The organism is Bradyrhizobium sp. LA6.1, assembly GCF_040547805.1.
Lineage (GTDB): Bacteria > Pseudomonadota > Alphaproteobacteria > Rhizobiales > Xanthobacteraceae > Bradyrhizobium > Bradyrhizobium barranii.
The window spans coordinates 1-25,088 of record NZ_JBEPQK010000003.1; the positions used below are offsets into that span (position 1 = coordinate 1).

General features: G+C 59.5%; 34 protein-coding genes, 1 tRNA gene and 2 pseudogenes. 18 read left to right on the forward strand and 19 right to left on the reverse strand.

Annotation, left to right across the window (positions count from 1 at the left end; all coding sequences use genetic code 11):
• Positions 1-223 precede the first annotated feature (223 nt).
• The 7 genes and pseudogenes from ABIB99_RS07075 to ABIB99_RS07105 all read right to left on the reverse strand — a co-directional run bounded on the left by ABIB99_RS07075 (position 224) and on the right by ABIB99_RS07105 (position 4,599).
• A complete protein-coding gene (locus tag ABIB99_RS07075) occupies positions 224-775 on the reverse strand; it encodes an ATP-dependent DNA ligase (RefSeq protein ID WP_354175302.1) in 552 nt (183 codons plus the stop codon).
• 589 nt (positions 776-1,364) lie between these two features.
• Entirely contained in the window at positions 1,365-1,745 is a 381-nt protein-coding gene (locus ABIB99_RS07080) for a hypothetical protein (RefSeq protein ID WP_247302648.1), read from the reverse strand.
• A gap of 283 nt (positions 1,746-2,028) precedes the next feature.
• Positions 2,029-2,280 (reverse strand): hypothetical protein, encoded by a 252-nt coding sequence (locus ABIB99_RS07085; protein ID WP_439711427.1) that lies wholly within the window; start codon positions 2,278-2,280, stop codon positions 2,029-2,031.
• A 14-nt stretch (positions 2,281-2,294) separates the two neighbouring features.
• Positions 2,295-2,618, reverse strand: coding sequence for a hypothetical protein (locus tag ABIB99_RS07090; RefSeq protein ID WP_247302650.1), 324 nt, complete (start codon positions 2,616-2,618; stop codon positions 2,295-2,297).
• Between the two features lie 70 nt (positions 2,619-2,688).
• Positions 2,689-3,148 (reverse strand): annotated as a pseudogene (locus ABIB99_RS07095) (Hsp20 family protein).
• A 180-nt stretch (positions 3,149-3,328) separates the two neighbouring features.
• On the reverse strand, positions 3,329-4,249 hold the full coding sequence (gene ligD, locus ABIB99_RS07100; protein ID WP_247302654.1) for a non-homologous end-joining DNA ligase: 921 nt from the start codon (positions 4,247-4,249) through the stop codon (positions 3,329-3,331).
• 2 nt (positions 4,250-4,251) lie between these two features.
• Positions 4,252-4,599, reverse strand: coding sequence for a hypothetical protein (locus ABIB99_RS07105; protein ID WP_354175304.1), 348 nt, complete (start codon positions 4,597-4,599; stop codon positions 4,252-4,254).
• Between the two features lie 104 nt (positions 4,600-4,703).
• Here ABIB99_RS07105 and ABIB99_RS07110 point away from each other — a divergent pair, with 104 nt between their 5' ends.
• Complete coding sequence (locus ABIB99_RS07110) at positions 4,704-4,934, forward strand: hypothetical protein (protein WP_039151958.1); 231 nt, start codon at positions 4,704-4,706, stop codon at positions 4,932-4,934.
• 8 nt (positions 4,935-4,942) lie between these two features.
• Here ABIB99_RS07110 and ABIB99_RS07115 read toward each other — a convergent pair whose 3' ends face one another.
• Positions 4,943-5,167 carry a hypothetical protein gene (locus tag ABIB99_RS07115; RefSeq protein ID WP_247302659.1) on the reverse strand — a complete coding sequence of 75 codons (225 nt, stop codon included), beginning with the start codon at positions 5,165-5,167 and terminating at the stop codon, positions 4,943-4,945.
• Positions 5,168-5,369: 202 nt separating this feature from the next.
• Here ABIB99_RS07115 and ABIB99_RS07120 point away from each other — a divergent pair.
• From ABIB99_RS07120 to ABIB99_RS07150, 7 genes and pseudogenes are all read left to right on the forward strand, one after another.
• A pseudogene (locus ABIB99_RS07120) lies at positions 5,370-5,755 on the forward strand (DUF1236 domain-containing protein).
• A 439-nt stretch (positions 5,756-6,194) separates the two neighbouring features.
• A complete protein-coding gene (locus tag ABIB99_RS07125; RefSeq protein WP_038937313.1) occupies positions 6,195-6,401 on the forward strand; it encodes a hypothetical protein in 207 nt (68 codons plus the stop codon).
• Positions 6,402-6,439: 38 nt separating this feature from the next.
• On the forward strand, positions 6,440-6,685 hold the full coding sequence (locus ABIB99_RS07130; RefSeq protein ID WP_014494419.1) for a hypothetical protein: 246 nt from the start codon (positions 6,440-6,442) through the stop codon (positions 6,683-6,685).
• Between the two features lie 127 nt (positions 6,686-6,812).
• Positions 6,813-7,118, forward strand: a complete 306-nt coding sequence (locus tag ABIB99_RS07135; protein ID WP_247302665.1) for a hypothetical protein — start codon at positions 6,813-6,815, stop codon at positions 7,116-7,118.
• 107 nt (positions 7,119-7,225) lie between these two features.
• Positions 7,226-7,660 carry a response regulator gene (locus ABIB99_RS07140; RefSeq protein ID WP_354175307.1) on the forward strand — a complete coding sequence of 145 codons (435 nt, stop codon included), beginning with the start codon at positions 7,226-7,228 and terminating at the stop codon, positions 7,658-7,660.
• A gap of 292 nt (positions 7,661-7,952) precedes the next feature.
• The gene (locus ABIB99_RS07145) at positions 7,953-8,171 is read left to right on the forward strand and encodes a DUF6894 family protein (RefSeq protein WP_247302673.1); all 219 of its coding nucleotides are present in this window, start codon (positions 7,953-7,955) and stop codon (positions 8,169-8,171) included.
• A 170-nt stretch (positions 8,172-8,341) separates the two neighbouring features.
• A complete protein-coding gene (locus ABIB99_RS07150; protein WP_247457575.1) occupies positions 8,342-8,614 on the forward strand; it encodes a hypothetical protein in 273 nt (90 codons plus the stop codon).
• Between the two features lie 54 nt (positions 8,615-8,668).
• On the opposite strand, the gene ABIB99_RS07155 is transcribed toward ABIB99_RS07150, so the two are convergent.
• Both ABIB99_RS07155 and ABIB99_RS07160 read right to left on the reverse strand, forming a co-directional pair.
• Positions 8,669-8,878, reverse strand: a complete 210-nt coding sequence (locus tag ABIB99_RS07155) for a hypothetical protein (RefSeq protein ID WP_247302677.1) — start codon at positions 8,876-8,878, stop codon at positions 8,669-8,671.
• Between the two features lie 721 nt (positions 8,879-9,599).
• Positions 9,600-10,151 carry a DUF4142 domain-containing protein gene (locus ABIB99_RS07160; RefSeq protein ID WP_247302692.1) on the reverse strand — a complete coding sequence of 184 codons (552 nt, stop codon included), beginning with the start codon at positions 10,149-10,151 and terminating at the stop codon, positions 9,600-9,602.
• Positions 10,152-10,351: 200 nt separating this feature from the next.
• On the opposite strand from ABIB99_RS07160, the gene ABIB99_RS07165 reads away from it, so the two are divergent.
• Together ABIB99_RS07165 and ABIB99_RS07170 are read left to right on the forward strand one after the other, a co-directional pair.
• Positions 10,352-10,507: a hypothetical protein gene (locus ABIB99_RS07165; protein WP_247302682.1), complete on the forward strand. Its 156-nt coding sequence runs from the start codon at positions 10,352-10,354 to the stop codon at positions 10,505-10,507.
• Positions 10,508-11,245: 738 nt separating this feature from the next.
• Positions 11,246-11,437 carry a cold-shock protein gene (locus tag ABIB99_RS07170; RefSeq protein WP_247302684.1) on the forward strand — a complete coding sequence of 64 codons (192 nt, stop codon included), beginning with the start codon at positions 11,246-11,248 and terminating at the stop codon, positions 11,435-11,437.
• 706 nt (positions 11,438-12,143) lie between these two features.
• Here ABIB99_RS07170 and ABIB99_RS07175 read toward each other — a convergent pair.
• The 4 genes from ABIB99_RS07175 to ABIB99_RS07190 are packed head-to-tail and all read right to left on the reverse strand — an operon-like array spanning position 12,144 to position 15,918.
• Positions 12,144-12,821 carry a hypothetical protein gene (locus ABIB99_RS07175; RefSeq protein ID WP_354175311.1) on the reverse strand — a complete coding sequence of 226 codons (678 nt, stop codon included), beginning with the start codon at positions 12,819-12,821 and terminating at the stop codon, positions 12,144-12,146.
• 60 nt (positions 12,822-12,881) lie between these two features.
• Positions 12,882-13,496 carry a hypothetical protein gene (locus tag ABIB99_RS07180; RefSeq protein WP_354175312.1) on the reverse strand — a complete coding sequence of 205 codons (615 nt, stop codon included), beginning with the start codon at positions 13,494-13,496 and terminating at the stop codon, positions 12,882-12,884.
• Positions 13,459-14,271, reverse strand: coding sequence for a methylamine utilization protein MauJ (gene mauJ, locus ABIB99_RS07185; RefSeq protein ID WP_354175314.1), 813 nt, complete (start codon positions 14,269-14,271; stop codon positions 13,459-13,461). The genes ABIB99_RS07180 and mauJ overlap by 38 nt, the downstream gene beginning before the upstream one ends.
• A gap of 30 nt (positions 14,272-14,301) precedes the next feature.
• Complete coding sequence (locus ABIB99_RS07190; protein WP_247457578.1) at positions 14,302-15,918, reverse strand: hypothetical protein; 1,617 nt, start codon at positions 15,916-15,918, stop codon at positions 14,302-14,304.
• Positions 15,919-15,956: 38 nt separating this feature from the next.
• Here ABIB99_RS07190 and ABIB99_RS07195 point away from each other — a divergent pair, with 38 nt between their 5' ends.
• The 6 genes from ABIB99_RS07195 to ABIB99_RS07220 all read left to right on the forward strand — a co-directional run bounded on the left by ABIB99_RS07195 (position 15,957) and on the right by ABIB99_RS07220 (position 19,293).
• Complete coding sequence (locus tag ABIB99_RS07195) at positions 15,957-16,154, forward strand: hypothetical protein (RefSeq protein WP_247457579.1); 198 nt, start codon at positions 15,957-15,959, stop codon at positions 16,152-16,154.
• 215 nt (positions 16,155-16,369) lie between these two features.
• Entirely contained in the window at positions 16,370-16,975 is a 606-nt protein-coding gene (locus tag ABIB99_RS07200) for a hypothetical protein (protein WP_247457580.1), read from the forward strand.
• Complete coding sequence (locus ABIB99_RS07205; protein ID WP_354175316.1) at positions 16,962-17,822, forward strand: ATP-dependent DNA ligase; 861 nt, start codon at positions 16,962-16,964, stop codon at positions 17,820-17,822. The genes ABIB99_RS07200 and ABIB99_RS07205 overlap by 14 nt, the downstream gene beginning before the upstream one ends.
• A gap of 16 nt (positions 17,823-17,838) precedes the next feature.
• Positions 17,839-18,138: a hypothetical protein gene (locus tag ABIB99_RS07210; RefSeq protein ID WP_354175318.1), complete on the forward strand. Its 300-nt coding sequence runs from the start codon at positions 17,839-17,841 to the stop codon at positions 18,136-18,138.
• A gap of 397 nt (positions 18,139-18,535) precedes the next feature.
• Complete coding sequence (locus tag ABIB99_RS07215; RefSeq protein ID WP_247457582.1) at positions 18,536-18,730, forward strand: DUF4145 domain-containing protein; 195 nt, start codon at positions 18,536-18,538, stop codon at positions 18,728-18,730.
• A gap of 314 nt (positions 18,731-19,044) precedes the next feature.
• Positions 19,045-19,293: a hypothetical protein gene (locus ABIB99_RS07220; RefSeq protein ID WP_247457583.1), complete on the forward strand. Its 249-nt coding sequence runs from the start codon at positions 19,045-19,047 to the stop codon at positions 19,291-19,293.
• A gap of 264 nt (positions 19,294-19,557) precedes the next feature.
• Here the strand turns inward: ABIB99_RS07220 and ABIB99_RS07225 are convergent, their stop codons facing one another.
• The gene (locus tag ABIB99_RS07225; protein WP_247457584.1) at positions 19,558-19,818 is read right to left on the reverse strand and encodes a hypothetical protein; all 261 of its coding nucleotides are present in this window, start codon (positions 19,816-19,818) and stop codon (positions 19,558-19,560) included.
• Positions 19,819-20,278: 460 nt separating this feature from the next.
• Between ABIB99_RS07225 and ABIB99_RS07230 the strand changes: the two genes are divergently transcribed.
• Both ABIB99_RS07230 and ABIB99_RS07235 read left to right on the forward strand, forming a co-directional pair.
• Entirely contained in the window at positions 20,279-20,581 is a 303-nt protein-coding gene (locus ABIB99_RS07230) for a hypothetical protein (protein ID WP_247304867.1), read from the forward strand.
• Positions 20,582-20,648: 67 nt separating this feature from the next.
• Entirely contained in the window at positions 20,649-21,761 is a 1,113-nt protein-coding gene (locus ABIB99_RS07235; RefSeq protein WP_247304870.1) for a hypothetical protein, read from the forward strand.
• 38 nt (positions 21,762-21,799) lie between these two features.
• Here the strand turns inward: ABIB99_RS07235 and ABIB99_RS07240 are convergent.
• The 4 genes from ABIB99_RS07240 to ABIB99_RS07255 all read right to left on the reverse strand — a co-directional run bounded on the left by ABIB99_RS07240 (position 21,800) and on the right by ABIB99_RS07255 (position 24,988).
• A tRNA-Asp gene (locus ABIB99_RS07240) sits at positions 21,800-21,876 on the reverse strand.
• 159 nt (positions 21,877-22,035) lie between these two features.
• Positions 22,036-22,239 (reverse strand): hypothetical protein, encoded by a 204-nt coding sequence (locus ABIB99_RS07245; protein WP_028149044.1) that lies wholly within the window; start codon positions 22,237-22,239, stop codon positions 22,036-22,038.
• A gap of 142 nt (positions 22,240-22,381) precedes the next feature.
• Positions 22,382-23,677, reverse strand: a complete 1,296-nt coding sequence (locus ABIB99_RS07250) for a spinster family MFS transporter (RefSeq protein WP_354175321.1) — start codon at positions 23,675-23,677, stop codon at positions 22,382-22,384.
• Between the two features lie 120 nt (positions 23,678-23,797).
• On the reverse strand, positions 23,798-24,988 hold the full coding sequence (locus ABIB99_RS07255) for a Rieske 2Fe-2S domain-containing protein (RefSeq protein ID WP_354175323.1): 1,191 nt from the start codon (positions 24,986-24,988) through the stop codon (positions 23,798-23,800).
• Between the last annotated feature and the right edge of the window lie 100 nt (positions 24,989-25,088).

Here is a 25,088-nt window from a genome sequence, read left to right on the forward strand (position 1 = left end):
AGCTCCGACGACCCGAGCGCTACCAGCAGAGCACGCCGATCAAAGGGGTCCCTTTTGGATGCCGCTAGGGGGTCCCAGTCGAACGCCGATTGACAGCCGATGTCGCCTTGGGGTCAAAAGGGGAAAGCCCGACTGATTTAGCGTAGGTCTGCTTCAGCCCGACAAGCGGCCGTAATCCGGCATTCTAAAAACTCCCTGGACATAGCCGGGTGTGTTCGATTCTTCACCTTGATCCATTCCTTCGTGCGACCAGCAATGTAGCGGCGATCTCGCCGTTTCGAGACCAATCCCTCCAGGCCGATGCCACAGGCTGCCTTGAAGAGGTCGGCCCCATCTCTCCGCCCTCAAATGGTGCGACAAAGATCCCGTCCGGCCGGCCGCGTAACAGGCACGCTAGGTTGGTCTTGCGCATAGTCAACGGCAGCTGGCGCAGATCCTCGCCGCCGAGCGCCAGAATGTCGAACGAACAGAGCTGAACCTCGTCATCGTGCCGGCGCGAGTGCAGGGCGTTGAAGTCTGAGACGCCGTCCACGCCGAGCACTACAGCCTCTCCGTCGATGACGAACTGCTGCTCACTGTTCTTCAGCACTGCCTCGACGATCCAGGGGAAGCGGTCCGTCCAGTTGTGGCCGTTCTTGGTGAGCAGCCGAACGTCGCGGCCTTTGCGCTCGACGCGCAGGCGGTAGCCGTCATACTTGATTTCGTGGATCCAGTCGGGCCCGGCTGGCACCACCTTGGCGGCGGTCGGCAGGCAGAATTCGAACGCGGTACGCATGGGGCTCAGATAGGGGGCGTGAGCGATTTTTGAAGTCCACAAGTCCCGCGTAGGAACCGAAAGCCCACAAACGAATCCTATTGGCAGCTTTACTTGCCTGGGGATTTCCATGCGATATGCTGCGTATGCGGTAGATATCTCCGGCGTCGCTCGCGCAGTCTATGAAATCGATTGCCCAACTGACAAAGACGCCGAAGATCGAGCTGAGAAATTTTTGAATGCACACCCTGTTGTAGAGGGGTGGGCGGGTCCCCGCAGGATTGCCCGGTTGGTCCGTGAGGGTCGTCCAAGTGGACAGGAAAACGAGGGTCACGGAAGGCGCGCGAGCTAGGCGTCTATCCAATGGCCGCGGGCGGTCGTGGTCGTCGGTAAGTCTCTCAGTGCCGCCAGCCGTCCTTGTCGACGTCGACCCGAAAGCCTTCCGGCATGCGGGGCACCTCACCTTCGCCAACAGCGTTGCAGGCCGGGCAGGGCGCGCCAGCGCCGCCACAGGGGCAGGCGCGCGGGCCGTCCCAAGGGCGGTCCGGGTGGTTCTCGCAAACCAGCCGAGATCGTCGCAGTTAACGCACGTCGTGGTCGTGGCACCGGCTTACCCTCGCTGGACATCAGGCGACCCAGTGCAATGGCAGCGCGCTAGCTGCATGTCGAAGCGCCTTGTGGCGTTGGCGGCGATGAAGTCTTGCGGCGCAGATGAGATCTCGGCGTCCGTATCGGCCGCGCGCCGGGCCAACGCATCGGCTACATCGGAAGTCGCATCCCGCGACCACCCCTCGACGGGATTGAAGGATACAATTCGGACCGGATAGGCGTACTGGCCGGACAGCAGATTTTGCAGGATCGTCTCGAGGTCGGTGTCAGCCTCGTCGGTCTCGCGCCAGGCGCAACCGGCGCGCGCGCCGAAGTCTTCAAGCACCAGATAGATGGCGCGGTCGAGGCGGTCGGCCGGCACGATCGACGGCGACGAACGCATACGCTACTCCGATCGACAAGGGCGGAGAGACGGCCCCGGCTGCAGCCGCCCAGATGAGACTTCGGAACATTTGTTCACTTTGATACTTAGGAACATCGACATGTCACGCGGGTGGTTCGATGCTCCAAATGATTTTGATAATGGCAGGGCTCGGTACAGCTCTGATGGGCATCATAGTCATCGCCTTCGAGTGGCGCGCGTTGGTCGGGTACTGGCGCGTCAAGAAGCGCCCGCACACCCGATGGACGTGAAGTAAGACCCCTCGGTTGGCGGCCTCTTTCAGTTAGAGCGTGAAGTCATCCTGCGGCACGAGCAGCAAACCTCTCGTTGGCAGTGGTCGACCAGGCCGTGGCTCCTTGAGGACGATTGGGAAGGTCGAAGCGGAAAGGCTTTGCAGAGCAGCCTCCTCCTCGGAAAGTCGCCGCTCGATGAACTGGCGCTCCAAAGGCGAAAGGTTGGTACGCAGGAGCCGGCGGTAGCGGCTGATGTTGTTGTGATGGGCACGAAGGCGCGCCAGGTTCTCGTCCATCATCATCTGGGCCTCCGAAACTACGCCGCGACGGCCGCTCGTTCCGTCGAACGGAGACGGTAAGGCTTTCCGCCGGGTGGCGTCCGGGGGCCACCGTCCAAGGCGCGCAACGCGTCCAAGATCTCGTCGATCGAAACTGGCTTCTTGAGGCCGGCAGGGGCGCGCATGGACGGGCAAGACGCGATCGCGGATGCGTCGGACGCCCATGATGCCAGGATTGCGCGCTTCTCGGCCAACGTCAGGGCCGGATGATCCAGCACGTCTCTAGGTGCTTCAAACACCGTGCCGGGATGAAGAAGAGCGTTGAAGTCGAAAACATTGTCGTCAGCGGTCGTCGGCCGCATGGTCCTCTCCTTTCATTGACAATGGATGGAGCCGCACGATTTGTCGCGCGGCTCCAATGGGTCTGGGCGGCTAGGCGGCGGCCTTAGCTTCCAGCTTTCGCATGTTGCTGGCCGAGGCATCACCGATGGCAATTCGGCGCGGCTTCATGGCTTCCGGGATCTCGCGAACAAGCTCGATGGTCAGCAAGCCGTTGTCGAACGCGGCGCCTTTCACCTGAACATATTCTGCGAGGTTGAACTGCCGCTTGAAACCGCGGTGCGAGATACCGCGATAGAGGAAATCACGCTCGGTCTTGTCGGATTTGCTGCCTTCGACCGTCACCACGTTCTGCTCGGCGGTGATGACGATATCCTCGGGCGCAAAACCCGCAACCGCCAAAGAGATTTGATAGTGATCGTCCGCCAGCCGTTCAATGTTGTAAGGCGGGTAATTGTCCTCGCTGGCCCGCTGAGCGGTTTCTGCGAGGTCGAAAAGGCGGTCGAAACCAATTGTCGAGCGCCAGAGGGGGGGCGAAATCGTAAGTGCGCATAGCCAAATCCTCCTAAGAGCAAGATGTCTACGAGCGGCACCGGACACAACCGGTGCCCGTCTCTTGGCCCGGGCCCATGAGGCGCCCGGACACCATCGTCAGATGGCGACAAAAAAATTAGCAAAGCCGGTTTTGGTTTCAAGAGGGCGTGGAAAAAAATTTGGCCACCGATCGCCGCCGTTATAGGTCCTCGCGCAACCCCTTGAAGAACGGGTGCCGCACCTTCCCTTCGGCGGACTTGGCGCGGTATTCGATCTCGGCAAGCAGCTTCGGCTCGACCCAGATCCCCCTGTGCGCGATCCGCTTGGCATATGGCTGAGTCTTGCGGACGAGCGGTTGAAGCTTCTTATGCAACTCGGCCGCCGATGTCTTATCGAAGCCGTGGTCGACCTTGCCGGCATAGATCAGGTCGTCGCCCTTGCGCCGTGCGAGATAAATGCCGTCCCATTTGCCATCATCGAGCGCGAAGCCGGCAATCGTCAGCGTCTCGCGTTGGGCGCAGGTCTTCTTGACCCAATTGTTGCCCCGGCCGCTCGCGTAGATGCTGTCACGCACCTTCGAGACCACGCCTTCGAGCCCCACCTTGCAGGCGTGCGTGAACATCTCGCGGCCGTCGATCTCGAAGCTTTCGCTAAATTGGACGTCGCTGCCGGCGATGATCTTCTTCAGCGCGGCCTTGCGCTGGAGCAGGGGGACTTTCCGTAGATCGCGGCCGTTGAGGTAGAGCAGGTCGAATGCGACGAGCACGATCTTGTTCGAGTTGCCCCGCAGCTCGTTCTGCAAGACGGAGAAATCGGTGCTGCCATCGGCGGCCGGCACGACGATTTCGCCGTCGATGATCGCGGCACTGGCCTTGAGGTGCCAAGCGTCGTTGGCGACCTTCCGGAAACGATTGGTCCAGTCGTGACCCCGCCGCGTGAAAACCTTCGCCGCTTCGTTGGCGAGATGCACCTGAACACGATAGCCGTCGAACTTGATCTCATGAATCCAACGCTCGCCGGATGGCACTCGGTCGATCGAGGCTGCTAAGGCCGGCTCGATGAAGCCGGGGAAGGGCGCCTTGACGCCCAGCGCTTCCGGCTTTTTTCGCTGGAATGCCATCGCTACACCAGACGCAGACTGAATTGCTGCAGGTCTTGTGGTGAGTAGCGATCCACAAACTCCTGCAGGTACGACGGCACGTCGCTCAGTTGCAAATTGCAACGACGCTGGATCTCGCGGGCGATGGCCCCGGAAACATCTTCCGACCACCTCTCTGCTGGGTTGAAGGCGACAACCCGTATCGGCTTGCGATATTCTCCGGCAAGCAGATCCTGAATGACGGTTTCCACCGCCCCCTCCAAGTCTGCTTCGCACCAGGCGCTGCCATTGCGGCCGGAGTTGTCAGCGACCAGGTAGACAGTCTCGTCGCTGTTCGGGGCGATCGACAAAAGCCTTCGGAATTGACGCATAAGCAACTCACGCAACGGAACCGGGATTCAATTTGACGAAGGCCGATTCGTTCCTCAAGCTAGGAAGCAGCACGGGTCCGGTTTAGTGGCCTCGGGGAGGAAACATGGCGGTCAATAAGCCCACTGGCGACAATGCGCGCAAGGGTGCGGTCAAGAAGCGTTCGCAGACAAAGACGACGTTGGGCGGAGCTTCGGCTTTCACCAAGCGCGACAAGACGTCCGGCGAGTTCATGGGTGTCAAGAAGCCTGCGAAGGGCAAGAAGGCCGCAAAGAAATTCAAGGGCGTGCGGGTCGAGAAGAAAGCCGCCAAAAAGAAGAAGGCCAAGAAGAGCTAGACGCCTTTTCACGTGCGGCAAGATTTGGACGTTCGCTTAATCCTGATCTCGACAAAGCCGTTCAGAATACTGCGAGCGGACAGCGGGTTGCCGGGAGGAATCGCCCGAACCCATCCTTCTTCAGGATTTGCCGCGGTGTATTCGATTTGCTCCGCACCGTTCAGGAAAACGCGGATCGCGAATCCGTCGAGCAAAAGGTTGCAATAATTGCGAAAGCCTTCTTCGTCGCACATTCTTGCAACCGGCCCATGATACTGCGGCTTTCCAATCAAGAGCTACCCGTCTTAGCAACGCATGCCTGACAGCAACGCTGCGCCGCCGCGGCCTGAACTGTAACGCAGTAACATTCTCCAGACTGCCTTTCATCGGAGGAACCGGAACAATGCTCCGGCCCAGCGGTTGACGGCGCATCAACAACCACTGGAGAGAGTGGACATGAAAACCCGTCTTTCGATTTCATTGGCTGCTGTGTCGCTGCTGGCGGCGTCGAGTGCAGCCTTTGCCCAGTCGACGACCGAACAGGGCGCTAGGGACGGCGCGCGTGCGGGTGGCGAAATCGGTGGCCGGTCGGCGCGATGGTCGGCGGCACCGTCGGTGCGGCCGTTGGCGCCGGCCTCGAAATTCCGAATGCCGTGCTCGGCGGAATTCCGCGCGACGACTCCGTCGTGATCCACGAGCGCGTCGTCGTCGGCGAGCCCTTGCCCCCGACCGTGGTCTTGCGCCCGGTGCCGAACTACACCGAGTATCGCTACGCGGTCGTGAACGACCGCCGTGTCATCGTCGAACCGCGCACGCGCCGGGTCGTGAAAATCGTTGACTGATCGGTCAAGGCGTGTAGGCGTTTAAGAGCCAAGGCCCCGCGGAGTGACGCTCCGCGGGGCCTTAGTTCGTCATTGCCGAATTGGCGCGAACCGCCGGTGCGGTTGGGAGATCAGTCGTTGCGAGAAGGCCGCCAGGCAACTGTGGCGGGCTTCTCGTGCTCGAGGCCGCCGAGCCGGGTGTACGATAATGGCGGAGAGACGGCCCCGGCTGCAGGGGTCAAGGGGGTAGGCCGAGGCCGCTGCGCCAGCTCTGCCGGCCAGCGACGACTCAAATAATTGCCCGCGCTCGTCGTTCCTATTGGGACCATCATTCCAAAAATGGGCACTGGCTTGTGTCCGACCTTAGGCGCTGGCCGTACTTATTTGGTGCGGGAACAAGTGGCAATTCCACGGGTTTTCGAACCGTCTGTGTTGCATGGTTATGCGCGCCGAGGCATCGATGAAGACCAAGCTATCCGGGAAGTTGTCGCACTACGATAAGATGGCCGCCTCCGCTCAGCAATTTTTCACGGAGGCGACGGCCTGTCGCGAGGAGGCGGCTCGGAGCCTCGACCAGGTCGATCGAGAAGGCTGGTTGAAGCTTGCGCGCGAATGGACTGAGCTCGCGCTCGCGGCCGAGCGGGGCCAGATTTTCCGCCGGGATTAGTGGGGCCGTCTCACACCGTTGTCATATCGGAGTAACGTATGCGTTCCTCGCCCTCGATCGTGCCGGCCGGCCGCCTCGACCACAACATTGCTGAGTGCCGCGAACATGCGGATCACTACAAGAGACTTTCTGACCACTACAAGAGACTTTCTTCCGCGAGCGGCATCTCCAAGGACCGCGCCACCGCACTGAGAAACATCGCCCGAACCTATGTCGGTTTGGCCGGCCAACTGGATAGACTGGCGTCTCTCGCGAGGAACGAGCAGACAATGGAGGTGAAGTGAGGCGGCACTGGCCTGCTTGCAACTTCACGGGCGCTGTTCGTATTTCAAAATTGCCAAGTTTTCCCGAATTAGTTACGTCCTCTTAGTTGGTTGGGGATACAAGGCGGGATAGGTTCGGGTTTGCCAAATGCCGACAGAAAAAGAGCAAGAAGGCCGCTGGGTCGCCTTCGAGCATCCATTGCCCGCGCAGATGATGGCTATCGACGGCACTTGGCGTCGCGCCTGCATGCTTAAGGATGTTTCAGACGTCGGAGCCAGACTTCGAGTTGAGACCTCGATTGAGGGATTGACCCTCAACGAGTTCTTTCTTCTGCTTTCCTCCACCGGACTGGCCTACCGCCGTTGTCAGCTCGACCGGGTCAACGGCGAAGAACTGGAGGTCAGCTTCCTCCGTCAAAAAGCTAAGGCCATGAGATCCTCTGACAGGGACTGAACCATCGTCTCTGGAGTTTGCCGAATTTTCCCGGTAGCTCGGGAACTTTCTCCTTGTGTGCACTTTGTAACATCCAGTGCTCGTGCGCCAGGGGAGACTTTGCCGAAATGCTACCTATAGTCCTGGTGATTGAAGACGACGATACGATCCAGGGCATCGTCGAAGATGCTTTGAGCGAGGGGGGCTTTGAGGCCGCCATCGCCACGACCGGCGAGGAAGCGGTGACGCTGCTCAAGGGGCGGCTTGTCGCCTACCGCGCCCTTGTCACAGACATCAATCTCTTGGGAAGGTTCAGCGGCTGGGAGGTCGCGCGGGCGGCACGCGATGTCGATCCCAATTTTCCCGTAGTCTACATGTCGGGCGTAGCAGCCCACGAATGGCCGGCACAAGGTGTTCCCAACAGCATAATGCTCCAGAAAGGGCGCCAGGGGCAGGCTCGCGATCGGCGACAAGAAAGAGATCGACCGCGCCGTGTGGCAAAAGCCACGTGCGGTGCGCCTGACGGCAACATCACGCTTTATTCGCGACCGGCTATTTCCTAGAAAATCGAAACGGTGAATTACGGGCCGAGGCTGGGCGGCCTTTCGAGGAGCAGATAGAGGCAGACGCCGCATTCAATACGACGTTCTGGAGTAGGCCGTACCGGCGGGCTTCTTTTTGCGCACTCTGCACAACATTTGTGCTCAACGATCGGCGCGCAAGGGCGTTCATAGTTCGTGCGGGTCCTTGGTGCGACACCTCGTTCGCGCGAGCCTCGCGCCATCCATCCGCGAGCCCCCGCTCCCTAACGGTGGGCGGGGGCTTTGCTTTGGCATCCGTTGGACATCATGTTCCATGCCCCTGTTTTCGTTCAAGCTCATCAATTCCCACTTTGTCGCGGATTTTGGAGTGCATGACCTGCCGAGCGAAACGGACGCACAGATAGAGGCAATCAGGCTTGCTCGGTCACTGCGCGAAACTCGCCCGGAGCTGGTCGGCCTTCGCTATTCGATCTTCGTCAGTGACGATGATGGCAGAGCCGTGTGCACCATTCCCCTGGATGTTATCTTATGACGGGGCTGATCGGGCCCGCCAGCGTGAACGGGCGGCCGTCTTTAGCCCCTGAAGCGGCCGCTTCCACCTGAATTTGTAGGACAGATTTTTTTCTAACCTGAGTTAGTTTTTTCGATGCCCAGTGTCGACTAACCCCAATTTTTCTGCGCGTAGAGCAAGGGGTCGGCCTGGTGGTTCAACAACTGAGACTGGAGGATTGGGCCTGGCAAATCGCCGCCGACGTGTATCGCTTGAATCTGTATAGCCGACTCACGGGACGAGCGGCCCCGGGGGGCGCCATATCAGACGAACAGCTTGCCAGAGCAATCCGCGAAAGCTTCACTCAAACGAACGACGCTGCTTATCGCGAAATGGTTGAGTTGGCGACCGATGCCGCTATATCGGCCTACGATCGCGTCGTCTCACGCAATGTCAAACAGGCGCGCGCTCAAGTAGCGAACTAACGGCTCGTCGGCGGGCGTGGCTTCTGGTCGCTTGGGAGACGCGCTTTTCATGCGTCAATCCCGCTCCCGACCGGGCCGCTGCGGGTTACTTCGCGCTTGGCTGGACTTCATGGCTTGCTCAACCTGATCGGCGAGCGTGATAAAGTGTTCGTGCAGCTTGCCGTACAAGTCGCGCTTGACGCTATCTGTCGCAAGATCACGGATAAGCGCCGCCTCTGCCGCGTCTTTCCGGAGCTTTTCGAGTGAAGCGTGGAAGTCCTTCATTTCGGTGGTTGCAAGCCGGGAGACCGGGCCCAATCGTCTAAGTGGTTTGCCACCTCGGCTTGTCGCGCCTTCTTAACGAGAACGTCACGCTCTGCACCCGGCGGGAGTTTAGCGGCTCGATCTTCGAGCCGCTTCGCCCATGCGGACAGGCGATCTTGAAGCGTAAGCTGTTGCTTGAAACGTCGCCGCTTTTGCATGGCGCGCTCCTTTCCATGGGGAGGAAGGCGGGAGCGCTGTGATGGGCGATCTCATCACAGATGAAAGCCACGGGTCCGTTCTGTGATGGCGGTAAAACTACAACCTCCCGGCTTCGGTTTCACTATCAAATGTTAACCTTGGATGGGCCCGCCAGCGTGAACCGGCGGGCCTCTTTGGAGCAACCTGAGCAATATTGAACAGCGAGACCTTTCGCGGTGTGCTCGGCTTTTGTCTGGACGCCCTGCGAAGCCTTCTCGCGCTGCGTTCTTCCTCCAAAGGTGGCCCTGGCTCTAGCCCCGGCCGAGGCCACTTTGCATCGACCGGTGTTTCGGTATTTCCTTTCGCTGTTGAAGAGGCCAGCAAAGCCGCAGCAAGCGTCGCGCTTGCCGCGTGGACGACGCGCCGCCGCGATATCGAGGTTTTGGTTTCCATGATGGCCTCCGTGACTTTGCGCAACGCGCGGAGCAAGGCCATCGTTGCTAAAACCGAGGACGCCGGTCCTGCCGACGTCGTTGAAAGATACTTATTTGGACTGACCAACACTCGGCGCCTTGCCGAGCTCCTTGGCCATGTCGAGGTGATGCTTGAGCGCCGGCAGCGTTTTGCCGGCCCAATCCTTCAGTTCGGCACTGTCGCCGCCCTTGGCATAGCGTTCGAACAGCGACACTGCATCTTCGTGCGCGCTGACCTGGTATGAGGCGTAGTCCGAGCTAAAGTCCTTGCCGTTCGCGTTCTTCAGCTTGTCGAGCTTGCTCTGGTGGGAGCCGTCGAGCGTCGTCGGTACGGTAGCCTGAACTTTGCCGTCGCCGACCAGGCCTTTCAATTCGCCGCTGGTCTTGGTGTGGTCGGTCACCATCTTCTGCGCAAAGGATTTTTCCCGCGCGTTGCCCTTTTGTTCGGCGAGCTTGCTCGACTCGATCTCGAACATGTCGCTGATCGCGACTTCCTTCACAAAATCGGCGGTAGTCGGCGCGACGCCCAGCGTCGAATTGACACCAGTCTTTTCACCGAGCGACTGGGCTAGCGCGGGGCCTGCGAGAAGCATGCAAGCAGCGGCGATGATGGTTCGTCTCATGGTTCTGTCCCTCCAGATGGATGGTGGCCCAGCCGATGGGGGCTGCGCGACGCTGCCCCAACACGCCCTTAAGGGCGTTGTTCCAATCGGCTCATTCAAGCTAGATGCCCAGGGGACACGCCTGTTCGAGCCGATTAGTTCCGGCTTCAGGAACGCTTGTGGGCTGAAAGCTTTTCTTTCAGCACACGGGAGAGAGAGACATGAGCAAGGAAACACACAAAGACGATCCGCGGCAACAAGCCGAGCAGACGACGCACAAGCAGACCGACAAGCCTTGGAAGGGCAATCCGGAGAAAGAGCAGCGCAACGAAGCCGACCTCGATCTCGAACATTGGCAGAAGACCAACACACACTAGGCACGCTTATGGCAGTCAACGCGGGAGACTTATAATGAACATACGCCTATCGATAGCAACAGCGGTGCTCGTCTTTTCGACTGCCAGCGCAGTTGCGCAGCCCGCCGGCGCTCCAAGCGGACGAGGGGCGACCACGGGTGACCCCGCGGCAAGCTCGGCGGCGCCAAGTAAAGATCCGCGCGGCACCACGGGCCTGTCCCCTGGTTCGAGCAGCGGAGGTGGTACGTCCACTTCTGGCGGAAAGGACGACAACGGCGATCAGGGTCGCGACAGAATGCCCGACAGCAGCATGACCGTTAGGCCCCAAAACCAGCGGCCGGAACGGCCGCGCTAACGCCTATGAGACCAACGACGGGGCAAAGCATCCGATGGCCGAAAACTTGGGTGTAGGGTTCGGTCCCCGGTCAGCTTCTTCAGTAGTCATCGATCACGGAGTCACCTGCCTTCACTTGTGGGAATCGTCGAAAATGCTATGCTCGGTTCGGCCTGCAAACTTGGCCTTGTACCGCGCTCCGACTAGCGACGAGAAGACCAGGCGAGAGCTCCAGACATCCTACCTAAGCGACAACGGTCCAGGTCGTCGCTCGCTTCCAAGGAGAAGCTCGTTAGATACGAGCGCACTTGGATCTCTGAGCAAGCATTCATCCAGGCACATGAGGGATTTCGCATCATTGAGCGAAGCCCGGATCCCACCGAGCGCGGCACGCAACAGTTCATCTTCGTGCGAGGCTAACTTTCATGTCAAAGTGGTTCAACCCGACGAAGGGCTACGGGTTCATTCAACCTGACAACGGCGGCAAAGATGGGTTTGTCCATATCTCGGCCGTCGAGAGGGCTGGTTTCACCTCACTCGCAGAGGGAGCCAAGGTTAGCTTCGACGTCGTGAACAATCGCGGAAAAGACTCGGCGGAAAATCTGCGCGTCGGTTGATAATCCGACCTTCGTTCAACGCGAATTCCTAAACAGAAAAGGCCGCAGCGGCGAACCACTGCGGCCGGCCGGGTCAAAATGAAGACGTGATGCTCCAGCCCCGGCGAGATGTAGCCTACAGCGCGAGTGCCGGGGCGCTATGTCGTCGAAGTTACACCTCGGGACAATTAAATGCGTCAACTTTACTGACTGAGGAGGGCCCGCCGGGGCTGGCGAAGGCGAGCCCTCAACCCAAGGCCGCGAAAGCTCCGGCAGCCTTGACGGACGCAGTGGTCTGCAGCTGATCGGCGCAGATGCGAGCGTTAAAACAATATCGGAAATTGGCGGCTCCCCCCGACGAAGCCAGCGTCAATTTAACCGCTAATGCCCCAGGCCGATACCCAACACGATCGCCTTCTGACGTAGCGCGCCCTCGGTTCGCTTGGTCATCTTGGCGATTTTGACGACCGTCGTCCGAGCCTTGGAGTGCGCCTTAAGTTCCTTGATATCCGCAACAGTTCACTCGCGACGAACAGTCTTCTTTGTCTTCTTGGCCAAGGCGGCGCTCCATCAATGTTGATGGCGCGGTCTAGCACATGGAAGGTACGACCGTCACGCGGGATGGTGTGACGCAACGCGCGGTGCACACCTGGCCTGAGGATAGAGCGGGAAGGCCGGTGAGGCCGCGACGAGCGGTGAGGGCGAGGAGGGCGGCGCGCAAAGTTGGTCAATCCTGTCGGGAAATTAGGAAAGCCATCGGAACGCTAGCGAGATGGTGCTCGGAGCTTGACATCAGCAGAAGACGATTAACGTTGTTATGTTGTATGCCGCCTGACGGAAACGCGCTGGTGATCTGCGAAGCGATCGGCCATTCCATTTTTTTCCCAAACGATGTTTGTGCGGTCGAATGCAATCGCGAAAACCGCGCAGCGAGGCGATCTTCCACGTTGGGCTTTGGCATGCCGCTATTGTTCGCTCTGAGTAGATATTTGAAGATATCAGCCATCAGAGCCGGATAGGTTGCGGTAGCTCCTTGATCTATCGAGTTTACGGCATCGACTACCGTTGTTGGCATCTGGAACGTGGTGCTTTTGAAGTTGGATGAAAGCTTAGCGAGCCGACCGAACACACCGAGTGGACGGAGCCATCTGCGACGCTTTTCAAGAGCAGCTTGCACCTGCTGCCATTTCCGGTCCCGCTCGTGTGCCGTGTGGTCCTCCGGCAGCGGGAGGTCATTCTCTTCGGCCCAGATCAAGTCCTCCAAGGCCGACCGCGGTATCGGCGGTGGTTGAGGAGGCGGCTGTTTGATGTTGAGCGGGCTATCGCGCTTAGGTCTGCGTATCCCCATCACGAGCAGGATCGCTATCCCCAACGCGATCAGCGTGCCGCCAACAATCTCGATCATGGTGTGCTCCCGGAGATTATTGGCGCCTGTTCACTGGCTGCAACAGCCTATTCGCTCGACTCACGCGAGCCTAACAGGCCTTACGTCGTAGCCCATCGAGTGGCGTGCGATTTCATCCGCATATCGCGCATCGCGCTCGCGACGTTCTGTAGCAAAAGCTTTCCAGCGCGCTATCTCAGCATCGGCGGCTTCGTGGTCCAAATACATGTTCATCGGGAGGAAGGCGTCTTTCCGCGCTATCAGTTCGCCGGTCTCTGCATCCACAATGCGAAGTTGGCCGTTGCCGAAATACTCTTTGTTAAATCGGGAAAGTTCCGCCATTGCTTCGGCACTATCGGCATCGCCCATGTCCTTATGGCCAAGATCCCGCTCCCAATCAAAGACGAGTCTTTCGTTCGGAAAGTCCAATCGAAATCGGATTTGCGTTCGCTTGTCGGGCGACTCGAATATCAAGAGAACGGAATGCAGGGTGTCGCGGTGCATTTCCTTTATTGTTAGATTCGACAGGGGCGCGAACGGTGGGTGCCGCCGGAGTTGAACGCTAACGATGGGGATATCCACCATTGGTGCGCAACTGGGCTCTTCGCCGCGAACGAGATGGTTGACCCGTTCGTGGCCGAAAATGCGCTTGAAACCCTCAAGTTCGTATAGGTGTTTGGAATACTGCGTCGTCATGCGCTCGACGCCAAAAAAATTCCTCGATGGCTATCTCGGCAAGCGTCAGCATAATAGGACGTTCCGACCACAGCCGCCGAGCATCAGCCGGATCGTCGGGATCAATAACGGGGTCGCCGCTCGCGTGTGCCATGGCGCATCGACCCGACGCATAGAGATGCGCACCGATATCAACGATGCCTTGCTTCCGAAGCTGCTCAAGCGCGTCCTTCGCACGATGGTGGAGCCCGCCAGCAATCTTAGTGTTGATCCACGCTACCTGGCGCTGCGAGCCGCGCCCCAGCGCGACTTCGAGAATTCTATACAACGATAGGAAAGAATATCCCGGATGGTTTAGGCCGCGCCCCTCGCGCATCAACGCCAACGCAAGCATCGCTCGGTCGCCGTTTGGTTCTGGGAAATATGATAGGTCGAATTCGTCGCAAATGGAGAAACCGCCTGACTTGTTACGGCCCATGGGCCGCGGCAAGCCGCCTCCGCTCATTTCATCGACTAGAAAGCCTCCCTCCAGCACCCACGATAGCGTGCTGATAAATTGCATTATCAGACGTTCGCATTCCTGTTGAGTTCGTCCGGATGGCACCATCATCGCGACCGCTGGGAAGTGATCGGTCGTAACCGGCATGATCCAGATCGTCTCACCCCGGTACTGAATTTTTTGGGAGTGCACTGGCCACGTCGCACCAGTTTGGATATTAGCTACAAGCCAATAGCCACGGACGGCAAGTTCGCCGACGATGACTTCCTTGACTTCAGGAATTTTCAAATTCAACATTGCAATTCGCTCAGAAGGCCAGTCGTCGACTTATGTCGGCAAGCTGGCGGGGTGGCCCGCCGCAGCGGTGCCAGTGAATGCTGGCTGCGGCTCGAACAAGTTCAGCGTGACCGTTGGTGGCACCAAGTCGAGCCCAGCTTGAAACGTCTTCACGAGCTGCTTCTTTTCCTTGTCGAACGACAACGTGCCGATCAGAACCGCGTCCGCTATTTTGTGCCGCCGTTCAACTAACGCGAGATAGTTCTTTTGCGCAAAAGAGATGACGGCTTTTCGCAGCGGATATTCGTCACGCCGGTGATCTCCCCTGCGGCCGGCATTCAGGCCAAGCACATTGAGGCAGTAGCCAAGATAAACCGCGTTTGCAAAATTGGGATGCTCTTTGACCCCTTTAATTTCTTCGTACAGCAACCGCCGTACCTTGAAGAGCACGATCTTTCTCGTCCTGCTAGAATCCGAATTGAACATTCTGCTCCACACCGAGCTGTAGTGAATCGTCCACCCTTCAAATTCTTTGGTCTTGACCCAAGTCGCGTAACCAATGACTTCGACAATCAATTGGGCGATTTTATCGTAGAAATGTTCGTAATGCCACTTGTACGACTCGCCGCGCCTTCGCAGTTTCGTCTTTTGAACACCGCATTCTTCCATCGCTTCAATTGCATCGTCGATAAATCCTACAACGGCTCTAAGCCGGTCGTGGATGTCGCTCTTTTCTTGGGGGCTTAGCGGATCGTTTAGCTTGTAGAGGTCCGAGCAGCCATGTTCGATGATGCCAAAGGCGCGAGCGAGTGCGTAGGAATGTCGGGAGAAATTGCCCTTGCCAAGCGCCGCTTTGAACGTTGTCAGCGTTGCTCGGCTATAGGCTTCTAATTGCTGGCCATCGAACTTCGATCTAACGTCCAGATCAATATCAAGCGGTGAACTTCCGTTGGCCGCCAAGGCCTCCACAAACTCGAAATCACCAAAGATTGTGTTCGTGAACGGTCGCGCATAACCAAAATAGCCCGAAACGTATCCGGCGTCTTCGTGATACAGCATGGAATCCTTGTTCAGGATTGCTTCAGTCGCGAGAGACGACGCAAACTGCGACATTGGAACGTTGTATTGTTTCCTGTTGGCGACCGCGCGAAAAAGAGCAATCGCCGTGTTCGGCGCGTTTCCTGCGACATGCCGGCAGAACCGTCTATTTCCAAGGATGAGAAGCAGGTGATAGGCGCAGTCTTCCGGTTCCGGTTCGTCTCGGTCGCCGTCGCGGTGTGGACGACGGTTTGGCTCTGAGGCGGCCGAAGCAAACCTAATGATCGGCTCCGCGGAGCGTCGAAGTTCGTCAGCAACGATTGAAAGATCGCTATCGACCCCTTGCATGACGTATTGATAGACCGCGCCGGTGAATCTGTAGGCGTTCCTTTTTCCGAATTTCGGCGGTCGGACGAAAGCATACCAAAGCCACGTCATTGCGAGCGAGAGAAACAGCAGGCCTAGTATGGATTGCCAGTAGGCCTGACTTGAGAGAAACCGCGGTATTGGATAGCGCTGAGCAAACCACAAATCCGAAAGAAGGGCAGCCGAGCCAATCGCGCCTGAACTCCAATAGGTCAATTGCCAGAGCGGGATTGGGGCAGTGTCTACGCGAAACTGGTAGCGCATTCCGCTGACCGTAAGATCAGCACAAGGAGGGCGAATGCTTGTATGAATTCCGCGAAGCCGAATATGCCGCCTTTGCCCTCTGGCGGGACGACGAAGCAGGCTCCGAGAAACGTCGCATAACACTCTTCCGTCGTCTGCAAAGCCGTGGGGGGCGGTGGGCGATGAATGAAGGGCAGCCCTACAAACAGCCACACCGCGAGTGCGAGCAAGCCAACAACAGCAATTCTCTCGTCTGAAAATCTTTTCATGTCACTAACTTGCGGCAGGAATCGGTTGGCCGTAACGTGACACAATGCAGGGTAGCAACGCGAGGATTGGGTAGCTTGTCCCGGTTATTCACAGGCAATAACCGGGACGTGCCCTGTCATGCCATGCCTTTTGCTCGCAAGGCTCACGACGCGGCTTAGCTGACTGCGTAGCCATGTCGGCCGATTGACGGATAGGGGGGCAAATGTTTGGACGGAAAAAGACGACCGCTAACACCGTGGAGAAACAACGGCCCTGTTGGGATGAAAAGACGCAAGCTTCCTTTGCGGAAAGGGACCGCTTCGACGTCTACATCACCAGCGTGACAAAGCGGACCGGCTTCGGCAAAAGCACGACCCACGACCTCGCTGGCACCCGCGGATACGAAATCTCCGGGTTGGTGTTCTACCCACAGTGGCGGGCCGAGCTGAACTTCGACGAGAGCGACGGCGAGTTCGGGGTCTGGTTCTATCACAGCTACGGCCGTCACAATGAAGCCCGGCAGCCGTTTCTTGAAATCTGGGTCAGCGACCGCGACTACAGCATCCGCGAAGCCATCGCGAGCGCTCATCAGGCTGCGCTCGTCAGTGGGCAAAAGCGCTCGCTGGTCAGGTTCTGGAAGCAGAAAGGCCATGGGATTTTCACGGCGGAGGAAGCCGCAGCCGGCTGGTCCTGCGACAACCGCTATCCATTGAACGGCATGTATGTGTGGGAGCAATTTGAATCCGTGCATTTGCCAAGGTGGGCGCTGCCCATGTCGAATGAACGTTTTTCGGCTGACGGAACCCCCGGCTGGTATGATCATTTTTAGCGGCCGACAGCCGCTGGATTCGCGTTTGGGATTGCCTATCTTTCCTGGAATGCTGATATCCCCATTCGAGCCCTGTATTCCGACCCGCGGCGCCAAGGTGCCTACCGGTCCGGACTGGATTCACGAAATCAAGCACGACGGTTATCGCCTCATCGTTCAGCGCGACGGCGACTGCGTGCGGCTGTTCACCCGCAATGGCCATGACTGGTCGGCGCGCTATCCGCGCATCGCCGTGGCTGCGCTGCGGCTGCGCGCTACGTCCTACGTGATCGATGGCGAGGCGGTGTTGCTCGGTGCCGACGGCGTCTCCGACTTCGAAGGGCTGCACTCCAGGAAGCATGACGCCAGCGTGCAGCTCTATGCCTTTGACGTCCTGGTCGCTGACGGCGAGGATCTGCGCAAGCTGCCGCTCAGCCTGCGTAAGACCAACCTTGCAAGGCTACTGGCCCGCCGGGTCGACGGCATCCACCTTGCTCCGTTCGAGCAGGGCGAGGTCGGCCCGGAGCTGTTCTGGCATGCCTGCAAGCTCGGCCTGGAGGGGCTGGTCTCCAAACATCGCGAGTTGGTACCGCGCCGGCCGCAGCGAGCAATGGATCAAGGTAAAGAATCGAAGCCATCCGGCGTTCAGCCGGGTAATGGAAGCGTTCGGCTGAGCCCAAATGAATTGATTGAGTTGAGACAACAGATATACTCGCCCTGGGGTGGGGTACATGTCTCAAGCTGTCGAAGCATTTCGCCAGATTTCCTGGCTGATTTTCAAATGGATTCTCATCGCGAGCGGCTCGCTCATCGGGCTCGCGCTTATTATCTGGGCCGGCATTTACGGATTCGGTTGGTACACGCATGATCGGCACGTTCCGAACGTGCAGTTTATCGTTTCGACAGACCGCAAGGAATGCGTCGACGATAAATGGCCGATACATCTTATCATCGGCAACGGTTCGGAGCGCACCATCGACAAGGTTTCCTTCGCGTTTGTCGCCCGACGCCCGGAGCGGAGCACTGATCTCGCGCGCTATCACTCCTACAGTGATGATCACATCATTCCACCGCAAAAAGGCTACGGCATATGCTGGGCAGCGCCCGAGCTTTCTGAGAAGGTCGACGAGGTGCGAACGCTCGAATGGACCATCGGATCCAAGTCGATCACGTTCCGGGACTGATGTGCCCGCCTTGGGGAATAGAATGGATTGGCTTCAGTTTACTTCATCGATTGTGCAGTCAGTTGTTTCGCTAGCGTGGCCTGCAGCGTTCGTCGCGGCGGTTTGGCTTTTCCGAGAGAAGTTGACGGAGCTGCTGCCGCAGCTTCGTGCGAGATATAAGGATGTGGAAGTATCCTTCAGGCTCGATCAAGCGGAGAAAGAGGCGGCTCAACTACCGCCGCCCCCGCCTGGGGCGGAGCCAGCGAAGGCGTCCCCAGAAGAACTCAGCAAATTCGAGAAGCTCGTGGCCATCTCTCCGCGAGCTGCAATTCTCGACCTCCGCAGTTCCATCGAAGAATCCATCCGTTCACTCGCGGACGCGCGATAGCCAGGAAAGCCATACCGCGGAATGTGGACGATGATTCGCGAACTTAAGAATGTGGAAGCAATCGATTCCAATACTTTCGGGCTACTCGACGACTTGCGTATCATCGGCAATGCCGCTGCGCACCCGAGCAGAACAACATCATTCTCTGCTGAAGATGCGCACCGATTTCGCAAACTGGCGGAGCAGATAATTCCGCGACTACACCTTGCTTTGATGATCAGCTAGGTCTCGCTCTGCAAATGCGGGCAGTAAAGCCGGGGGCGAGAAAAGCCGCGGCCCCAGCTGCTGCCGGGCGGCTGGGGCCGTCGGGTCCGCTCCGGCTGGCAGGGGGACCAAACACCAGAACACAACAACAAACCGGTCATTTGCCACTTGTTCCTACGTACAGAGCGGCCGGCCCCAATGCCTCGATAGTCCAATCCAAAAAGCCGGTCGCCTGACACGATCTTTCCGCCGTAGCGCGCCTCACTCGCGAGAGTGGGCGCTTTACTTGCTCTACTTGCCTCCCGACGCTAACCTGTACCGGCAGGGAACGTCACATGTCAGACAAGGCCCGCGAGTTTATCGATTTCTGGGTGGAGAACAGCATCCACGCTGTGGAGCAGCACCAGACTGCGGGCGCGTCGCAGGATGTGGCAGAACTCACGCGGCGTCTCATCGAGGCTGCCAAGGGGCAGGGCATTTCGGAGGCCGACTTGCGGGAGGCGATTGGCGACATCGCCCCCTACATCGAGGAGCTCTTACGGGCGGCCAACAGGGCTGAAAGCGAGCTACGTCAGCCTACGTAGGCTTCGTCAACCTATACACATCACCAGGCTGAAGGTTAAGCTCTTCGAACATTCGCTGCTGCTCTGCGGTGATCGGGACATCCAACATTCCCGCGGTCCAGCCTTCTGGAACGGCAGCGAGAACCAATGTCAGGGCCTGCCCCGGTTTAGCGAGTGCGATCCAAATTTGCGTTGTTGTGTCGTCCGCCGTCACTTGAACGACCGAAAACGAACTGCCAAACGACTCTGCCATTTCGTTCAATGCGGCAACTAACGCTCGGGTTTCTAATCCGAGGCGACTCGATCTCGCTTTGCCGGTCGTCCTACCTGCATATTATCCAGCGCCTTAGGCGGCTGCAGACCAGGAGAGGTCAACCATTCATTGATGTGCGCGGCAGTATCGGCCTGGCGAGCGCGCCTGAGGTAGAGCTCCCGCTGGGTGCCGGGCGGCAACTGTGCTGCGGCTTCCTTGAAGCGCGCAGCTTCCTCGGCCAATCTCTCTTGGAATGTCTTAGTATGTTTGGTTCGGTTACGACGCTTGATCATGCGCTGCACCTTTCCGTCAGAGGAAGGCGGGAGCGCATTGTCGCGTTCTCATCACCGATGTTTGCCACAATACCGCGCGGTGATGGCATTAAACTAACCAGGGTCCTGGTTGCTTTCTATATCCTTTGTTAAGTAATTGATTTATTTTGAGAACTACTCAATTGTGCTAACTACTCATTTTGCTAGAAACACAACATTACCGCGCCCCACACCGCCCTGGCCCGCTCACGAAAGAGGGGCGGGCGCTCTACTTCCCGCCGTTCATGGCGTGCGCCATAGGGGCTGGGCCGCCTCATAGGGCACCGGCTCTTTTCTTTGGCATCGCCGCAGAAATTTACGGCTTTTGACTGGGATCCAGGCGGAAACGTCGTACAATAATGATGTAGCTCGCCATTTAGCGGCTTGTTCGTCGGTTCAGGCCGGCGAGGTTTGCGATTAGTTCATTCTCAGGGGCCCGCTTTTGCCCAACATCGCCAACGACAACTTTCGGGGAAGCGCCATTCGCTTTCCCGTCGACCCGCGCCTCGTGCCGCCGCAGAAGGCCGCGCGGCGCCTGCACCTAACTGAATCGGACTTCTTCACCAAACTGTCGGCCCTGCAGCGTATCGGCTTTCCGGCCGCTTGCCCGGTGACGGGCCACTACGATCTGCAGGCCATTGACGCTTGGCTGGATCGACGCGCCGGTCTTGGTGCATCATCTGGTGTGGCCGTAGATGCCCGTGTCGTGTTTGAGGAGCGGTTGGCGAGCCTTGGGAAACATTAAGCTCAAGCATTACGTGGTCCGCAAAGGGAAGCATGGGTATTGGCTACCCACCGCGAAGATGCGCGCCATGGGCTTTCAGATCGTGTCCTGCGGGCACGACGGCCCTGATGCTTGGGCCATCGCGCGCGAATGGGAGGACCGATACCAGCGCGCCCGCAAGGGGCTGGAGAAGCCGCCGGCCCGCTTCTATCCTTCTGGGAGCGTCGGCGACGGATTTGAGCGATTCCGTCGAAGCAACGAGTGGAAATCAAAACCGACCCGGACACGTGAGGATTGGGACCGTGGCTGGAAGTATATCGAGCCCGTTTTCGGCGACGTCGATCCAAAGACGGTCACCTTCGAAATGCTGGATCGGTGGTACGGCCTGCTCAAGGCCACGAAGGGCGATGGCGAGGCCGGACGCGCGCTCAAGATCTGGAGGGCGCTATACAACGTCTTGGCTGGCCTTAAGCTCTGTATCCCCGAGGCGGACCCGTCACAGGTCATCCGAAAGACTGGAGTTCCTGGGCGCACCGAGACTTGGCGCGAGGGCGAGGTTGTTCGCCTAGTCAAGGAAGGATGGCGCACTGGCTATCGAGGGCTGGCCTGTATCATCGCCATTGCGTGGGATACGGGCTTTGCCCCGGTGGACGCCCGCACCTTGACACCCGCTCAGGCCGTTACCAGCGGCACCGACATGGCGTTTACCAGCGATCGGGCTAAGACCGGCGAGCCGGCGATAGGTACGCTCACAGCCCGCTCGCAGCGGCTTGTCGAGGCCTACGTTGCCGGGCTGGACTATGACCTGCACGACGATGCGCCGATCTTCCGCACCAAGGGCTTCAAGCCGACTGGCAAGGGCGGCCGTCCTCGCGTCCCGGTTCCGTATACCAAGGACTCGCTGATCGACGATTTCGCGGACCTGCGACGGGCGGTTTTCGGCAAGGGCGAGATGCGGCGGCTGATGGACATGCGGCGGACGGGTGCCGTCGAGGCGAATGCCGGAGGAGCGCCGGTCGAGGCCATTGCCGCGAAGATGGCGAACAGCATCGACCAGAACCGGAGGTTGCAGAAAACCTACATGCCGGTGAACATCGCGGCGGTTAGGGCTGCGGATGAGGCGCGCAGAATCGGCCGGAGGCTGCTCGGTTCGGAACAGAACAAGCTCAGAAAGTTGAAACTCGGTGGCGGAAAAAGTTGAAACTGACGGGGCTACCCACCGCTAAGCCATTGAAACAATGGCGCGAGAGACGGGGCTCGAACCCGCGACCTCCGGCGTGACAGGCCGGCGCTCTAACCAACTGAGCTACTCCCGCGTGGTTCGCTGAAAGCGCGCGGAACGAGGGGGGACTTAAAGGCGGGGCTTGGTGAAGTCAAGGACGTTGCGCTTTGTCAGGACGCATCGGCTAAGCATTGCTCTGGAAAACGAAAAAGGCCGCCAGGCGGCGGCCTCTGTCAGCCCGAAACACGGCGTGTCAGCGAATCTCCGACGTGCCTGCGCTGGTCACGGCCACGGGCTTCCCGGCCTTGATCACGTGGGCCGATTGGGCGGTCTGGCTGTAATCGGCATTGGTGCGGGCTGCTATCCCGAAGCCGGCGACCAGAATACCAGCAACCAGCGCCACCACCACGATCTTCAGGTGGGTGCCACGATCAGCCGAGTGAATTGAGTGGTTCATATAAGCCTCCCGACGGGCTTAGCCGCCGTCTATGGGCTCATGTCTTAAGGACCATCTGTTTCCGGATGGTTTCGCGGGTTCCGCAAAATGGTTTCATTAATACGCCCGCTTGGTTTCGCCGGGCTGGCGGCCGGAACGGGTCTCAGGCCGCCGCTCGGCCGATATCGCCCCTGATCGTGCGGGCCGCCCAGACGAACAGCAGGGCGCCCAGTGTGGTCGTGACCGCCGCCGAGAGCAGGGAATAGCGCACGGCGTCCGCGCCATAAGTGCCCTTGAGGGCGTCGTTGACCATGCCGACGGCAAGCGGGCCGACGCCCTGTCCGAAGCAGGTGGCGGTGAGCGCGATCAGGGCGGAGGCGAGCGCCCGCATGCTCGGCTTGGCCACCGTCTGCGCGATCGCGAAGATCGGTCCGAGATGGAAGCCGACCAGGAACGAGGTCAGCGCCAGCATCGCGACCATCATCGCGAAATCCTGCGTCAGCATGCACAGCGCGAACACCGGGCCGGCCAGCCCTGAGGTGATCGCCGGCGCCCACAGCTTCCAGCGGTCGTCGCGGCGGCTGATCTGCGCCACCACGAAGCCGCCGAGCAGGGTGCCGGCCATGCCGGCGAGCCCCTTGAAGGTGCCGGCATAGGTGCCGATCTCGGCGCTCGACAGATGGTGCACGCGCGCCAGGAACGGCGGGATCCAGGCCGCGGTTGCGTAGTTCGTGTAGGTGGTGAGGCAGAAGCCGATCAGCACGATGATGAAGCTTTGCTGCGAGGCCAGGAAGCGCAGTGTCGGCCCGAGCGGCTCCGGCACGAAACTCTCCTGCATCGCGCCGCGCTTCGGCTCGGAAATCGTCAGCCACAGGATCAATGCGAGCAGGATGCCGGGCAGGCCGGCGACGTAGAACGCCATCCGCCAGCCATAGTGCTGGTTGACGTAGCCGCCGATGAAATAGCCGAGGAAGACGCCGAGATAGGTGCCGATGGCGTAGATGCCGAGCGCGCGCGGCCGCTCGTTCTTGGTGAAGAGATCGGCGACGATCGATTGCGAGGCGGGCGAGCCCGCGGATTCGCCGATGCCGACGCCGATGCGCGCCAGCGCCAGCGAGGTCACGCTCGAAGCCGCGCCGCACAGCGCCGTCATCGCGCTCCAGAACGCAAGGGCCACCGCGACGATGTTGCGCCGGTTGAGCCGGTCGGCGACGCGCGCGATGGGGATGCCGAGCAGGGAATAGAACAGTGCGAAGCCGAAGCCCGCGAGCAGGCCCATCATGGTGTCGCTGAGCTGAAACTCCTTCTTGATCGGCTCGATCAGGACGTTGAAGATCGTGCGGTCGAGGAAGTTCAGCGCATAGATGATAGTGAGCAGGCCCAGCACGTAATAGCGCCGCGCCGGGGGTTTTGCCGCCGCAGTCGTCTGCACCGACATCTGTGACGTCACATCGACCATCGCATCCCCCCAATTTGTCTTTGTTATCGTTGCCGGTCCAGCCCTTCGTGAGGCTGGTCGAGAGCGTTTTCGAGCGAAGTGGATACCGGTTCGCGTGAAGAAAACGCGCCAAACAAAAACTCAGCCTTCGCGGATGTAATTCCCCGCTTCGAATTCGACCGGCGCAGCACTTGCGTCGAACGACACGCCGATCGGATCGCGGTCTGCCTCCATCGCCTCCAGTTGCTCGCTCAGCATGCGCCGGATCATCAGGATGCCGCGGTCGCTCTGGCCGAAATGCTCCTCGGAGTGGATGGTCTGCGGGCCCTGGCCGACCTGGGCCTCGTAATCGCCGGGGAATTGCTGGTGCTCGGCTTCCGTCATGTCCCACCAGAATTTGCCGTTGAACTTCGAGCGCATGCGGCCGATGTCGCCGGAAGCCTTGACGCGGCCGGCGACGTAGATGCGGAACGAGGTGTCGTCGATCGGCAGCGTCCAGCCGATCGACTCGACGCGGGCGAATTGCGCCACGCGCGGATTGGGCACGACGCGCAAGGTGGGAAGGGCGGCTTCGGTGACGCGATAAAACACCTTGCCGTCGTCCTGCTTGCGGATCGAGCGCACGGCGATGCCGCGCGGCGTCTTGTCGAACTTCACCTCCGGCATCGAGGCCATCATGTTGGTGAATTGCGGCCCCGAGAACGAGCCGTGCAGCACCGGCACGTGATAGGGATCGACCACGTTCTCGAAATGCTGCAGCCAGTTGCAGGGGATGATCGCGGGGCCGCCGCCGCCGATCGAGGAATCGTCGGCCTCGACGAACTCGCCGTCGTCCATGTTTTCCAGGCATTCGTAAGCCGGCAGCACCGGGCGTTTCTCGGCCGGTCCCATATAGGCGAAGATCAGCCCGTAGCGCTCCTCGACCGGGTACCAGGGCTGGCGCACCTTGTCCTTGAACTGGCCGCCGTCGGGCTCGCAGGGCTGCTCGAGACAGTGGCCTTCGGCGTCGAACTTCCAGCCGTGATAGCAGCAGCGGATGCCGTCCTCTTCGACCTTGCCATAGTAGAGCGTGGTGCCGCGATGGCAGCAGCGCGCGTGCAACAGGCCGGCGCGGCCGTGCTTGTCGCGGAACAGCACCAGATCCTCGCCGAGCGCGCGGACCTTTTTCGGCGTGTCGGTGGCGTCGCTGACGAGCCCGACCGGATGCCAGTAGCGGCGCAGCAATTCTCCCATCGGTGTGCCGCGCACGACTGAGGTGAGCTCGATGCGCGTATGCGCCGGCTTCATCGCATAGGCGGTGCCGAGATCGCGATCCCGCTGGGTCATCGTCATGCTGTTCCTCCCGCCGCGGGCCTTGGGTGGCCGGGTCGTTTTGATGCGGTGACCCAGTGAAAAATAATTCGATGACAATGTCAACGATATTCCAGAATGC

Coding starts and splice junctions, on each gene's coding strand:
- ABIB99_RS07125 (WP_038937313.1), top strand. CDS start 6,195: ATGAAGACCAAGCTATCCGGGAAGTTGTCGCACTACGATAAGATGGCC.
- ABIB99_RS07155 (WP_247302677.1), bottom strand. CDS start 8,878: ATGAAGGACTTCCACGCTTCACTCGAAAAGCTCCGGAAAGACGCGGCA.
- ABIB99_RS07135 (WP_247302665.1), top strand. CDS start 6,813: ATGCCGACAGAAAAAGAGCAAGAAGGCCGCTGGGTCGCCTTCGAGCAT.
- ABIB99_RS07200 (WP_247457580.1), top strand. CDS start 16,370: ATGTTTGGACGGAAAAAGACGACCGCTAACACCGTGGAGAAACAACGG.
- ABIB99_RS07245 (WP_028149044.1), bottom strand. CDS start 22,239: ATGAACCACTCAATTCACTCGGCTGATCGTGGCACCCACCTGAAGATC.
- ABIB99_RS07175 (WP_354175311.1), bottom strand. CDS start 12,821: ATGATCGAGATTGTTGGCGGCACGCTGATCGCGTTGGGGATAGCGATC.
- mauJ (WP_354175314.1), bottom strand. CDS start 14,271: ATGTTGAATTTGAAAATTCCTGAAGTCAAGGAAGTCATCGTCGGCGAA.
- ligD (WP_247302654.1), bottom strand. CDS start 4,249: ATGGCATTCCAGCGAAAAAAGCCGGAAGCGCTGGGCGTCAAGGCGCCC.
- ABIB99_RS07140 (WP_354175307.1), top strand. CDS start 7,226: ATGCTACCTATAGTCCTGGTGATTGAAGACGACGATACGATCCAGGGC.
- ABIB99_RS07225 (WP_247457584.1), bottom strand. CDS start 19,818: ATGATCAAGCGTCGTAACCGAACCAAACATACTAAGACATTCCAAGAG.
- ABIB99_RS07145 (WP_247302673.1), top strand. CDS start 7,953: ATGCCCCTGTTTTCGTTCAAGCTCATCAATTCCCACTTTGTCGCGGAT.
- ABIB99_RS07160 (WP_247302692.1), bottom strand. CDS start 10,151: ATGAGACGAACCATCATCGCCGCTGCTTGCATGCTTCTCGCAGGCCCC.
- ABIB99_RS07165 (WP_247302682.1), top strand. CDS start 10,352: ATGAGCAAGGAAACACACAAAGACGATCCGCGGCAACAAGCCGAGCAG.
- ABIB99_RS07220 (WP_247457583.1), top strand. CDS start 19,045: ATGTCAGACAAGGCCCGCGAGTTTATCGATTTCTGGGTGGAGAACAGC.
- ABIB99_RS07115 (WP_247302659.1), bottom strand. CDS start 5,167: ATGTGCGACGAAGAAGGCTTTCGCAATTATTGCAACCTTTTGCTCGAC.
- ABIB99_RS07180 (WP_354175312.1), bottom strand. CDS start 13,496: ATGACGACGCAGTATTCCAAACACCTATACGAACTTGAGGGTTTCAAG.
- ABIB99_RS07235 (WP_247304870.1), top strand. CDS start 20,649: ATGGGCTTTCAGATCGTGTCCTGCGGGCACGACGGCCCTGATGCTTGG.
- ABIB99_RS07130 (WP_014494419.1), top strand. CDS start 6,440: ATGCGTTCCTCGCCCTCGATCGTGCCGGCCGGCCGCCTCGACCACAAC.
- ABIB99_RS07215 (WP_247457582.1), top strand. CDS start 18,536: ATGATTCGCGAACTTAAGAATGTGGAAGCAATCGATTCCAATACTTTC.
- ABIB99_RS07205 (WP_354175316.1), top strand. CDS start 16,962: ATGATCATTTTTAGCGGCCGACAGCCGCTGGATTCGCGTTTGGGATTG.
- ABIB99_RS07085 (WP_439711427.1), bottom strand. CDS start 2,280: ATGATGATGGACGAGAACCTGGCGCGCCTTCGTGCCCATCACAACAAC.
- ABIB99_RS07075 (WP_354175302.1), bottom strand. CDS start 775: ATGCGTACCGCGTTCGAATTCTGCCTGCCGACCGCCGCCAAGGTGGTG.
- ABIB99_RS07110 (WP_039151958.1), top strand. CDS start 4,704: ATGGCGGTCAATAAGCCCACTGGCGACAATGCGCGCAAGGGTGCGGTC.
- ABIB99_RS07105 (WP_354175304.1), bottom strand. CDS start 4,599: ATGCGTCAATTCCGAAGGCTTTTGTCGATCGCCCCGAACAGCGACGAG.
- ABIB99_RS07080 (WP_247302648.1), bottom strand. CDS start 1,745: ATGCGTTCGTCGCCGTCGATCGTGCCGGCCGACCGCCTCGACCGCGCC.
- ABIB99_RS07250 (WP_354175321.1), bottom strand. CDS start 23,677: ATGGTCGATGTGACGTCACAGATGTCGGTGCAGACGACTGCGGCGGCA.
- ABIB99_RS07190 (WP_247457578.1), bottom strand. CDS start 15,918: ATGCGCTACCAGTTTCGCGTAGACACTGCCCCAATCCCGCTCTGGCAA.
- ABIB99_RS07170 (WP_247302684.1), top strand. CDS start 11,246: ATGTCAAAGTGGTTCAACCCGACGAAGGGCTACGGGTTCATTCAACCT.
- ABIB99_RS07255 (WP_354175323.1), bottom strand. CDS start 24,988: ATGACGATGACCCAGCGGGATCGCGATCTCGGCACCGCCTATGCGATG.
- ABIB99_RS07090 (WP_247302650.1), bottom strand. CDS start 2,618: ATGCGGCCGACGACCGCTGACGACAATGTTTTCGACTTCAACGCTCTT.